The following is a 10,884-nucleotide window of genomic DNA, read 5'->3' as shown; positions in this document are numbered from 1 at the left end:
ACCGCTGTCGTCGACGACAGCTCGATCAGGGGGCGCGCCAGGCCGCCGAGCGCCGCCTCCAGGACCTGCCGGGTGCCCGAGCCCTCCTCGCGCAGGATCAGCGGGGTCGCCGCCACCTCTTCGGCGGCCAGCGGCTTGCGGCGGCGCGCCCAGGGGTGGCCCGGCGCCGTCACGACGACCAGCCGGTCGTGCGCGATGACGACCTCGTCGAGCCCGCCCGGCACGGTGAGCCCCTCGACGAAGCCGAGGTCGGCCTCGCCCGCGAGCAGCCGGGACGCCACGGCCGCGGAGTTGCCCGCGAGCAGCGACACCGCCGTGTCCGGCCGCTGGGTCCGCAGGGCGATCAGCCAGCCCGGCAGCAGGTACTCCGCGATCGTCATGCTCGCCGCGACCCGCAGCCGGGAGTCCCGGCGGTCGCGCAGCGCCTGCGCCCCCGCGTCGAAGGCCTCCGCCGCCTCCACGATCCGCCCCGCCCAGTCGGTCACCAGCGCGCCCGCGTCCGTCAGGCGCGAGCCGCGGGGCGAGCGGTCGACGAGCGCGACCCCGAGCTGGCGCTCCATGGCGCGCACCCGGCTGCTGGCGGCGGGCTGGGTGATGCCCAGCTCACGGGCGGCCCGCCCGAGGCTGCCGAGACGGGCCACGGCCAGCAGCAGTTGCAGCGCCCCGAGGTCGGGGACGCGGTGTGCCAGGGTGGCCTCCGGGGACGGATCGGGCGCGGGCGTCGACAGACTCATAAGGCCAGATTATGTCCCCATAGAAGAGTGCTCCCTGGTGGCGCCCGGCGTCCCGTAAGACCGTGGACACATGGTCAGCACCGCTCACCCCACAGCCTCCCCCGGCCCCGGCCTCGCGGCCGCCGGCACCCGTCTCTCCGCCGTCCGCCACCTCGGGCCGAACTGGTACGCCTCCGTGATGGGCACCGCCATCATCGCGAACGCGGGCGCCACGCTGCCGTACCGGTTCACGGGGCTGCGCACGGCGTGCACGGCGGTGTGGGCGCTGTCCCTGGTGTTGCTCGTCGTGCTGCTCACCGCGCGGGCCGCGCACTGGCTCCACCACCGCGACCAGGCCCGCACCCACCTCCTCGACCCGACCGTGGCGCCGTTCTACGGCTGTCTGTCGATGGCGCTGCTCGCGGTCGGCGGCGGCACGCTGATCGTCGGCAAGGACTGGATCGGGACGACCGCGGCCGTCGCGCTCGACACCGTCCTGTTCACCGCGGGCACGCTCATCGGGCTCGCGGCGGCCGTCGCCATCCCGTATCTGATGGTGGTGCGGCACCGCATAGCCGCCGACCAGGCCTCGCCCGTGTGGCTGCTGCCCGTGGTGGCGCCCATGGTGTCGGCGGCCGTCGGCCCGCTGCTCATCCCCCATCTGCCCGCGGGCCAGGCGCAGCAGACGATGCTGTACGCCTGTTTCGCGATGTTCGGCCTGAGCCTGCTCGCCACCCTGGTGATGCTGCCGGTGATCTTCGCCCGGCTGGTCACCGCGGGCCCGCTGCCGCTGGCGCTCACCCCCACGCTGTTCCTGGTGCTCGGCCCGCTCGGCCAGTCGACGACCGCCGCCAACAAGTTCGCCGACTTCGCGCCGGGCGTCGTGCCCGCCCCGCTCGACCGGGGCTTCCTCGCCTTCGCCGTGCTCTACGGCGTGCCCGTGATGGGCTTCGCCCTGATGTGGCTCGCGCTCGCCGCGGCCATGGTGCTGCGCGCCCGGCGCCGCGGCATGGGCTTCGCGATGACGTGGTGGGCCTTCACCTTCCCCGTCGGCACCTGCGTGACCGGCGCCGAGGGCCTCGGCACGCACACGGGCCTCGCGGTCTTCGACTGGCTGGCGGTCGCCCTCTTCGCGCTGCTGGTGACCGCCTGGGCGGTGGCCCTGGCCCACACCCTGCGCGGCGTGTTCAACGGCAGGCTTCTCGCAGCGCCTCGCTGAGCACCGCGGGCGCCTCGGTCAGCGACGGGCCGTACCAGGTGAGGTGCCGGCCGCTGACCAGCGCGGTCGGCACGGCCTCGGGGAAAGCCTCGGGGCCGTCGTCGCGGGTGAAGCGGTAGGGCTCGTCGGGCAGGACCACCAGGTCCAGGTCGGCCGCCCGCAGCTCCTCCAGGGGCACGCGCGGATAGCGTTCGGCGTGGGTGGCGTAGGCGTTGTCGACGCCCAGGCGCGCCAGGACGTCGCCCGCGAAGGTGTCGCGGCCCAGGACCATCCACGGCCGCCGCCAGATCGGGATCGCCGCCCGCCGCCGGATCACGAAGCGGGGCGGCTCCCGCCATGCCGCCTCGGCCCGGGCCAGCCACGCGGGCCGTCCCGCCCCGCATGCCGCGAGCACCCGGGCCAGCTCGCGGAACGCCTGCGCCAGCGTCCGCACCTCGGTCACCAGGACCTCCACGCCGGCCGCGCGCAGCGCCGCGAGGTCCGGCGCGCGGTTCTCCTCCTCGTTGGCGACGACCAGGTCGGGCGCGAGGGAGATGACACGGGCCACGTCGGGGTTCTTGGTGCCGCCCACCCGCACCACGTCGAGGTCCGCCGGGTGGCTGCACCAGTCGGTCGCGCCGACCAGCGCCCCCGGCGCGCTCACCGCGACCGCCTCGGTCAGCGAGGGCACCAGCGAGACGACCCGCAGCGGGCCCCGCGCGAGGGACACCTCAGCGCCCCCTTTCGTCCACCGCCTCGACGTGGTCCCCGACGGCGACCACCAGGACCCGCGTGTCGGGCTCGGTGGCGCGCCAGCGGTGCCGCACCCCGCCCGTCAGGAACAGGCTGTCGCCGCGCCCCAGGCGGTAGGCCCGGCTCTCGGCCTCCATCTCGACGGCGCCCTCGACGACGTACATCAACTCGTCGTTGCGGTGCTGGAATTCCCGGCCCTCGTCGTGGTCCCCGATGAACTCCAGGGCGTGCAGCTGATGGTGGCCCCGGGCCAGTTCCCGCACGCGTGCCGCGGGGGTGGAGCCCTCCAGGTCCGTGTCGTCGCCGGCGCGCACGACCTCGACGGTGCGGGCCGGGTCGGCGGCGGCGAGCAGCTCCACGTCGGTGGTGCACAGGGCGTCGGCGACCCGCTGGAGGGAGCGCATGCTGGGGCGGGCGCGCTCGTTCTCGATCTGGCTGAGGAACGGCACCGACAGGCCGCTGCGCTCGGCGACGACCGCGAGCGTGAGCTCCAGCTGCCGCCGGCGCCGCCGCACGGCAGAGCCCACCCGGAGGGTCTCCTTGTGCTCGTCCATCTCCCCGGCTCCCTTCAGCGCATCGGCCCGCTCTCAACCCTGAGGGGTTTTCTGCACCCTACGCATGTTCGCCAAACGGTTTTGCCCCGTTGGCCGGACCGCGGGTCACAGCTTGTGCCAGTAGAGCAGTTGTCCGGCCTCGCCGGGGGCGGAACCCTCGCTCGGTACGAACAGACTGACGAGCAGGGCGGGTTGGCCCGCCGGATCGGTCAGGAGCGTCGCCGAGGGATTGGCGAAGGCGCGGCTGCCACCGTGGGTGCGGACGTCGAGGCGGTCCGCGCGGCCACTTGAGGGGTCGTACGCGTAGGTGCCCCAGCTGCCGAAGTCGCCGCGCCGCCCCTGTCCCTCGATGAGGACCACCCGCTGTCCGCCCAGCTCGACGGGCGAGCGGTCGCCGATGTTGCCGCCGTTGCCCCAGGTGCGCACGGCGCGGTCCAGGCGCCGGTCGGGCTCGGCGTGCCAGTGCCGGAAGCCGGTGAGGGTGGCGCGCAGCTGGCGGTCGGTGTCGCAGCCGGCGCGGTAGTGCCCGGTGAGGTGGATCGTGGCGCCGCGCACGGCGGTGACGCTCGGGGTGCCCTCGGCGCAGCGGGACAGGGTGAGCGGGGCGTCGAAGGCGCGGTGGGCGCGGCCGTGGAGCAGCGCCGGCAGATCCTCGTACGCGCGGACCGCGATGTGGTTGCGCGGGTCCTTCTCGTAGGCGAGGACGTAGCCGCCGCGGCCGTCGGACGCGAGGGAGGCCTGGTGGGTGCCGGGCCCGAAGTCGTGGCGGCGCTGCCAGTGGCGCAGATCGGCGGAGGTGGCGACGGCCGCGTGGAAGCGGCCGTCGGCCAGGAGCGTGTGGTAGACGGCGAGGTAGGTGCCGTCCTGGGCCTGCGCGATCTGCGCGGCGTCCATGGTGCGGCCGGTGTGGTCGCGGGCGTCGTAGCGGTGGCCGTCGGCGGCGCGCACGTCGGTGGCGAGGGCGGCCAGGCGCGCGGTGGCCGCGGAGGCGGGGGCGGCGTCGGCGCGCGCCAGCTGTGCGACGAACAGGGCGGCGGCCAGGGCCAGCGCGGTGGCGACGGCGAAGAGTGCCGTCCTGGGCTGCCTTGCGGTCACGGGGTGGGCGCTCACGTTCGGGTGTGCGCACGGGTGCGCGGGAGGGGCGGGGCCCAGTCGAGGTTAGGGACCGGGGCGGCCCGCCGGAACGCCCCGAGGGGTGGGCTTCGCCACACGGGCGAGGCCCACCCCTCGGGAGCGGTGAACGCGTCGGACTACTTCGCGGAGGTCATCTTCTCCTCGAAGCCCGGGTTCTTCTTCAGCCAGGTGTCGACGGCCTTGGGCTCGTTGTTCTTGCCCGCCTTGTTGATCTCGTTCTCCAGGCTCGCCAGCTCCTGCTCGCTCATCTTGAAGTTCTTGAGCCACTTCGAGAGCTGCGGGTACTGGTCGGGGAAGTCCTTGCTGGAGAGCGTGCGGATCGTGTCGCCCTTGCCGAAGCCGCCCTTGGGGTCCTTCAGCTTGGTCAGGTCGTACTCGTTGTACGCCCAGTGCGGCGACCAGAGGAGCACCGCGACCGGCTCCTTCTTGGCGTACGCGGCCTTCAGCTCGGAGAGCATCGCCGGGGTCGAGCCCGCCGCGATCTCGTACTCCTTGTCGAGCCCGTAGCCCGGCAGGACCTTGTCCTTGAGGGCCTGCATCACGCCGGTGCCCGGCTCGATGCCGATGATCTTGCCCTTGAACGTGTCGCCCTTGCCCTTGAGGTCCTCGAGCGACTTCACGTCCTTGACGTAGGACGGGACGGCGACCTCGAGGGACGTCGGGCTGTACCAGGAGCCGAGGTCGTTGAGGTTGGCCTTGTTCTTGTCCCAGTACGTCTTCTGGGCGGTGGGCAGCCAGGCGTCCAGGTTGAGGTCGAGGTCGCCCTGCGCGAGACCGGTGTAGGCCGGGCCCACGTCGGCCGGCGTCAGCTCCATCTTGTAGCCGCGCTTCTCCAGGACGCGCTTCCACAGGTTGGTGACGGCGATGTTCTCGTCCCACGCGAAGTACGCGGCCTTCAGCGGGCGCTTGTTCTCGTCGCTGCCCGAGTTCTTCGGCAGCGGCGCCAGCTTGTCGACGACGCCCGGGTTCTTCTTCAGCCAGGCGCGCACGGCGTCCTGCTGCCGGCCCTTGCCCGCCTTGTTGATCTCGGCCTCAAGGCTCGTGAGCTGCTTCTCGCTCATCTTGAAGTCCTTGAGCCACTTGCCGACCTCGGGGTTCTCGCCGGAGAAGCCCTTGCGCGCCAGCGTGTGCACGCCGTCGCCCTTGCCCCAGGCGCCCTTCGGGTCCTTGAGCTTCTTCAGCTTGAAGTCGCTGTAGGCCCAGTGCGGCGACCACAGGGTGGTGACGATCGGCTCCTTCTTGGAGTACGCGGCCTTCAGCTCGGCCAGCATCGCCGGCGTGGAGCCGTCGACGACCTTGTACTCCTTGTCCAGGCCGTACGCGCCGAGGACCTTGTCCTTGAGCAGGCCCATCATTCCGGCGCTGGACTCGATGCCGGTGATCTTGCCCTTGAAGGTGTCGGCCTTGCCCTTGAGGTCCTCCAGGGAGTTGACGTCCTTCATGTACGCCGGGACGGTCAGCTCCAGCGAGGTGGGCCCGAACCAGGAGCCCATGTCCTCCAGGTCCTTGCCGTACTTCTTCCAGTACGAGGCGTGCGTCGTCGGCAGCCACGAGTCGGTCTGGAAGTCGATGTCACCCTGCGACAGGGCGGTGTACAGCGGACCGGCCTCCAGCTGGCTGGTGGTCACCTTGAAACCGCGCTGCTCCAGGATCTCCTTCCAGAGGAAGGTGGAGGCGATGCCCTCGTCCCAGGGGATGTAGCCGATCTTCAGTTCCTTGCCGTCGCCGACGTTCTTGGTGTCGGCCACGGACTCGGACTTGGTGCCGCCGAAGATGCTCATGCCGCCCGCGACGAGCGCGAGGACGACGACGCCGACCATCGCGACGACGGGCCGGGGTCGGTAGTTCCAGATCTTCAGGCCCTGCATGGCCCGCGCCTTGGCGAGCGCGCGCCGGCCGAGCGGCGAGACCTGGCTGCCCAGGCCGCTGGTGACGCGGTCCAGGTAGATGGCGAGGATGACGATGGAGACGCCCGCCTCCGCGCCCAGGCCGACGTCGAGCTGGCCGATGGCCGCGTTGACGTCGGCGCCCAGGCCCGGGGTGCCGACCATGCCGGTCAGCGCCGCCATGGACAGGCCGAGCATGATGACCTGGTTGACACCGGCCATGATCGTCGGGAGCGCGAGCGGCAGCTGGACGCGGAACAGGGTGTTGCGGGGCGTGGTGCCGAACGCGTCGGCGGCCTCGACCAGGTCCTTGTCGACCTGGCGGATGCCGAGCTCCGTCATGCGCACGCCGGGGGCGAGCGCGAAGACGATGGTGGCGACGATGCCCGCGGGGGCGCCCATGCGGAAGAACAGCAGCGCCGGGATGAGGTAGATCATCGCGGGCAGCGTCTGCATGAAGTCGAGGACGGGCCGGACGATGCCGCTGACCGTCTTGGAGCGCGCCGCCCAGATGCCCACGGGCACGGCGATGACCAGTGCCACGAAGGTGGCGACGAGCACCAGGGACAGCGTCATCATCGCGTTGTCCCACAGCTCCAGGGACACGATGAAGGCGAAGCCCACGAAGGAGAGCGCACCGCCGAGCAGGCCGCGCAGCCAGAAGGCGATGACGGCGAGGATGCCCGCCATCAGGAGCGGCTCGGGCGCGGAGAGGACGTCGTAGACGCCGTCCCACATGTTCTGGAAGATCGTCTTGATGAAGTCGAACAGCCAGTCCATGTGGGTTCTGAGCCATTCGACCGAGTCATTGACCCAGTCGCCGAAGGGAATCCTAGGCACCGCTGCTCACCTTGCCCACGTTCTTGCCGCCGTCGTCCTGCGCGGGTATGGAGGCGGGGACCGCGTCCCGCGGCTCCTCCACCGTCTCCGTCTTCATCGGCTCGCCGAGCACGGCGAGCAGCCTGGCCCGCGGGACGACGCCGATGAGCTCGCCCTCGTCGTCGGTCACGGCGACGGCCACACCGCTGGTGGAGCAGGGGGTGAACAGCTCGATGATCGGGGTGTCCTCGGTGACCGTGGCGGGGGCCGCGGCGAGCACGTCCTTCGCCGTCTTCAGCTCCTTGCCGTCGGCGGTCTTCGTACCGAAGGCGGTCTCCGGGTCGGCCATGATCGCGCCCGCGGTGAGCACCCGGGAGCGGTCGACGTCCTGCGTGAACGAGGCCACGTACTCGTTGGCCGGGGTCACCAGGATGTCCTCGGACGTGCCGATCTGGACGATGCGGCCGTCGCGCATGACGGCGATCTGGTCGCCCAGGCGCATGGCCTCGTTCAGGTCGTGGGTGATGAAGACGATGGTCTTCTTCAGCCGCTTCTGGAGCACCAGCAGCTGGTCCTGCATGTCACGGCGGATCAGCGGGTCGAGCGCGCTGAACGACTCGTCCATGAGGAGCAGGTCGGCGTCGGTGGCGAGCGCGCGGGCCAGGCCCACGCGCTGCTGCATGCCGCCGGACAGCTCGTCGGGCCAGGACTTCTCCCAGCCCTTGAGGCCCGCGAGCTCCAGCGCCTCGGTGGCGCGCTTCTCGCGCTCGGCGCGGGGCACGCCCTGCACCTCGAGGCCGTAGCCGGCGTTCTCCAGGACGCTGCGGTGGGGGAACAGCGCGAAGTGCTGGAACACCATGCTGATCTTCTTGGACCGGACCTCGCGCATCTCCCGGGCGCTCAGCTCGGTGAGGTCCTGGCCGTCGAAGCGGACGTGACCGGCCGTCGGCTCCGACAACCCGTTGAGCATGCGCAGCAACGTGGACTTGCCGGATCCGGAGAGACCCATGACGACGAAGATCTGGCCCGGCTCGACCTCGAAGGAGGCGTCGATCACGGCGGCGGTGGTGCCGTCGGCGCGCAGCTCCTCTCGGTCGGCTCCGTGGCGGAGTTTCTCCACCGCGTCATCGGGTCGTCTGCCGAACACTTTGTACAAGTGCTCGGCCTGCAGCCTGGACACATACACCTCTCGGGTCGAACCAAGACGGCCCGCCTCCCCCGCCGGCGGGCCGTGGAGCGGCGTGGGGTTCTGCCCACTTGCCCGGTCGAAATGTTGAATCCTCGACCGGGTTCGCTCCGGGTGCGCGCCTGCCCGTGCTTACACGGATCAAACCAAGGAGTGTCCCAGCTCACATTTGTTGCCTCCTCGGCACGGTGTGCCGCGATGCGCAACGCGGCCGTGCCGGGCCCGCCGGGGCACCCCCGCTGTCGGTGCCGTGCGGCATGATGCGCGATGTGACTCAGCGAACACGACGGCTCATGCTTCTCGACACGGCTTCCCTCTACTTCCGGGCCTACTTCGGGGTCCCGGAGTCCGTGAAGGCCCCGGACGGCACTCCGGTGAACGCGGTGCGCGGGCTGCTCGACTTCATCACCCGCCTCGTGCAGGACCACCGCCCGGACGACCTGGTCGCGTGCATGGACGCGGACTGGCGCCCGCACTGGCGGGTCGAGCTCATCCCCTCCTACAAGGCGCACCGCGTCGCCGAGGAGGTCCCGCAGGGCGCGGACGCCGAGGAGATCCCGGACACGCTCTCCCCGCAGGTCCCGGTGATCGAGGACGTCCTCGACGCGCTCGGCATCGCGCGCGTGGGCGTCGAGGCGTACGAGGCGGACGACGTGATCGGCACCTTCGCCGCCCGCGCCACGGGCCCGGTCGACATCGTCACCGGCGACCGCGACCTCTACCAGCTGGTCGACGACGAGCGCGGCATCCGCGTCCTCTACCCCCTCAAGGGCGTCGGCACCCTGCAGATGACCGACGAGACCTGGCTGCGCGAGAAGTACGGCGTGGACGGCTCCGGCTACGTCGACCTGGCCCTGCTGCGCGGCGACCCGAGCGACGGCCTGCCCGGCGTGCCCGGCATCGGCGAGAAGACCGCCGCCAAGCTCCTGGACGCCTTCGGGGACCTGGCCGGGATCATGGCCGCGGTCGACGACCCGACGTCGAAGCTGACCCCGTCCCAGCGCAAGCGGCTCGACGAGTCCCGGGCCTACGTGGCGGTCGCGCCGAAGGTCGTGCGCGTGGCGGACGACGTGCCCCTGCCCGACGTGGACGTGGCGCTGCCGCGCGAGCCGCGCGATCCGGCGGCGCTCGACGAGCTGGCGGCCCGGTGGGGCCTCGGCAGCTCGCTCCAGCGGCTGCTCACGACGCTCGACGGCTGAGACACCCCCTCCTCCACGAGCCGAGGTGTTAGCTTAGGTAAACCTAAGTACTTGTGGATCAGGGGAGGCGGCCGTCATGGCAGAACGTCCGGCACGCAAAGCACCGAAGGCCCACGTCGGGCAGGTCGTCCGCACGGAACGACTGACCCCGCACATGCAGCGCGTCGTCCTCGGCGGCGCGGGGCTCGCCGAGTTCACGGCGGGCGACTGCACCGATCACTACGTGAAGCTGCTCTTCGACGCCGAGGGCGTCACCTACCCCGAGCCGTTCGACATCCAGCGCATCCGCGAGGAGTTCCCGCGCGAGCAGTGGCCGGTGACGCGCACGTACACCGTGCGCTGGTGGGACCCCGAGGCCCGCGAGCTGGCCCTCGACTTCGTGATCCACGGCGATCAGGGCCTCGCGGGCCCGTGGGCCCGCGACGCCGTCCTCGGCGACACCATCCGCTTCCTGGGCCCCGGCGGCGCCTACGCCCCGGACGCGGACGCCGCCTGGCATCTGCTGGCCGGCGACGAGAGCGCCCTGCCGGCGATCGCCGCCGCGGCCGAGGCGCTTCCCGCGGGTGCGCGCGCCCACGTCTTCGTGGAGGTCGAGGGCCCCGAGGAGGAGCAGAAGATCGCGACGGACGCACACGTCACCTGGCTGCACCGCGGGAACCGCCCGGTCGGCGAGCTGCTGGTGGAGGCCGTGCGCGCCCTGGAGTTCCCCGCGGGCGAACCGCATGTCTTCGTGCACGGCGAGGCGGGCTTCGTGAAGGAGCTGCGCCGCCATCTGCGCATGGAGCGCGAACTGCCCCGCGAGCGCCTGTCCGTCTCGGGCTACTGGCGCCTCGGCCACAACGAGGACGGCTGGCAGGCCTCGAAGCGCGAGTGGAACGCGCAGGTGGAGGCGGAGCAGGAGAAGGAGCAGGCGGCGTAACCGTCGCGCCCCCCGCACACGGCGGTACGACCGTCGTACCCCCGCACACGAGGAGGCGGCGCCCCGGTCGGGCGGGCGCCTCCTCGCGCGTCCCCCCGCCGGCTCAGCCCCGGCACTTGTGCCAGGCGTTCCACTTGTTGTTCTTGTAGTTGGTGCACCACTTCGTGCTGCCGACCCAGACGGCGACGGTGCGGCCGTTCGCCGTGTCATATCCGGCCATGTTGTCCGCCTTGCCGCCGTTCGGCATGCGCTTCCAGCCGCCGGAGCGCCCCCAGATGTGCCAGATGGTCCGGTCCGGCGCGATCACGAACGTCTCGTCGTAGCCGGGCCGGGAGTCCCAGTAGGCGTCCATCACGCGCGTGTGGCACTTGTACCTGCCCGCGTGACCGAAGCGCGTGACCGGGCAGCCCGCCGCGGCCGCGACGCCTCCCGCCCGCGCGGCGGTCTTCACCGACGGCGCCGCCGCGGACGGCGCGGCGCTCGCGCTGCTGCCCGGCACGACGGCGGCGGTGAGCCCGGCGAG

General features: G+C 71.9%; 10 protein-coding genes. 3 read left to right on the top strand and 7 right to left on the bottom strand.

Going from position 1 to position 10,884, the window contains the following annotated elements; genetic code table 11:
• On the bottom strand, positions 1 to 734 hold a 734-nt coding region (locus AOK22_RS37625), incomplete at its 3' end, for a LysR family transcriptional regulator (RefSeq protein ID WP_055703148.1).
• Between the two features lie 70 nt (positions 735 to 804).
• Between AOK22_RS37625 and AOK22_RS37620 the strand changes: the two genes are divergently transcribed.
• Positions 805 to 1,932 (top strand): TDT family transporter, encoded by a 1,128-nt coding sequence (locus AOK22_RS37620; protein ID WP_055703147.1) that lies wholly within the window; start codon positions 805 to 807, stop codon positions 1,930 to 1,932.
• Here the strand turns inward: AOK22_RS37620 and AOK22_RS37615 are convergent.
• From AOK22_RS37615 to AOK22_RS37595, 5 genes are all read right to left on the bottom strand, one after another.
• The gene (locus AOK22_RS37615; RefSeq protein WP_055703149.1) at positions 1,901 to 2,620 is read right to left on the bottom strand and encodes a helical backbone metal receptor; all 720 of its coding nucleotides are present in this window, start codon (positions 2,618 to 2,620) and stop codon (positions 1,901 to 1,903) included. The two genes, AOK22_RS37620 and AOK22_RS37615, sit on opposite strands and share 32 nt — an antisense overlap.
• A 22-nt stretch (positions 2,621 to 2,642) precedes the next feature.
• Entirely contained in the window at positions 2,643 to 3,218 is a 576-nt protein-coding gene (locus AOK22_RS37610; RefSeq protein WP_055703146.1) for a helix-turn-helix domain-containing protein, read from the bottom strand.
• A gap of 105 nt (positions 3,219 to 3,323) precedes the next feature.
• Complete coding sequence (locus tag AOK22_RS37605; RefSeq protein WP_055703145.1) at positions 3,324 to 4,313, bottom strand: hypothetical protein; 990 nt, start codon at positions 4,311 to 4,313, stop codon at positions 3,324 to 3,326.
• A 155-nt stretch (positions 4,314 to 4,468) separates the two neighbouring features.
• Positions 4,469 to 7,078, bottom strand: a complete 2,610-nt coding sequence (locus tag AOK22_RS37600; protein ID WP_055703144.1) for an ABC transporter permease/substrate binding protein — start codon at positions 7,076 to 7,078, stop codon at positions 4,469 to 4,471.
• On the bottom strand, positions 7,071 to 8,237 hold the full coding sequence (locus AOK22_RS37595; protein ID WP_079037091.1) for a quaternary amine ABC transporter ATP-binding protein: 1,167 nt from the start codon (positions 8,235 to 8,237) through the stop codon (positions 7,071 to 7,073). Before AOK22_RS37595 ends, AOK22_RS37600 begins: the two co-directional genes overlap by 8 nt.
• A 299-nt stretch (positions 8,238 to 8,536) precedes the next feature.
• Between AOK22_RS37595 and AOK22_RS37590 the strand changes: the two genes are divergently transcribed.
• Together AOK22_RS37590 and AOK22_RS37585 are read left to right on the top strand one after the other, a co-directional pair.
• The gene (locus tag AOK22_RS37590) at positions 8,537 to 9,442 is read left to right on the top strand and encodes a 5'-3' exonuclease (protein ID WP_055703142.1); all 906 of its coding nucleotides are present in this window, start codon (positions 8,537 to 8,539) and stop codon (positions 9,440 to 9,442) included.
• Positions 9,443 to 9,518: 76 nt separating this feature from the next.
• Complete coding sequence (locus tag AOK22_RS37585) at positions 9,519 to 10,361, top strand: siderophore-interacting protein (RefSeq protein WP_055703141.1); 843 nt, start codon at positions 9,519 to 9,521, stop codon at positions 10,359 to 10,361.
• 103 nt (positions 10,362 to 10,464) lie between these two features.
• Here AOK22_RS37585 and AOK22_RS37580 read toward each other — a convergent pair.
• Positions 10,465 to 10,884, bottom strand: a 420-nt coding sequence (locus tag AOK22_RS37580) for a hypothetical protein (RefSeq protein ID WP_055703140.1), incomplete at its 5' end; no start/stop codon positions are given.

Origin of the sequence: Streptomyces silaceus (assembly GCF_001419745.1) — a bacterium.
Taxonomy (GTDB): domain Bacteria; phylum Actinomycetota; class Actinomycetes; order Streptomycetales; family Streptomycetaceae; genus Streptomyces; species Streptomyces silaceus.
This window is presented reverse-complemented; position numbering and strand designations above follow the sequence as displayed.

Coding starts and splice junctions, on each gene's coding strand:
- AOK22_RS37620 (WP_055703147.1), top strand. CDS start 805: ATGGTCAGCACCGCTCACCCCACAGCCTCCCCCGGCCCCGGCCTCGCG.
- AOK22_RS37610 (WP_055703146.1), bottom strand. CDS start 3,218: ATGGACGAGCACAAGGAGACCCTCCGGGTGGGCTCTGCCGTGCGGCGG.
- AOK22_RS37590 (WP_055703142.1), top strand. CDS start 8,537: ATGCTTCTCGACACGGCTTCCCTCTACTTCCGGGCCTACTTCGGGGTC.
- AOK22_RS37585 (WP_055703141.1), top strand. CDS start 9,519: ATGGCAGAACGTCCGGCACGCAAAGCACCGAAGGCCCACGTCGGGCAG.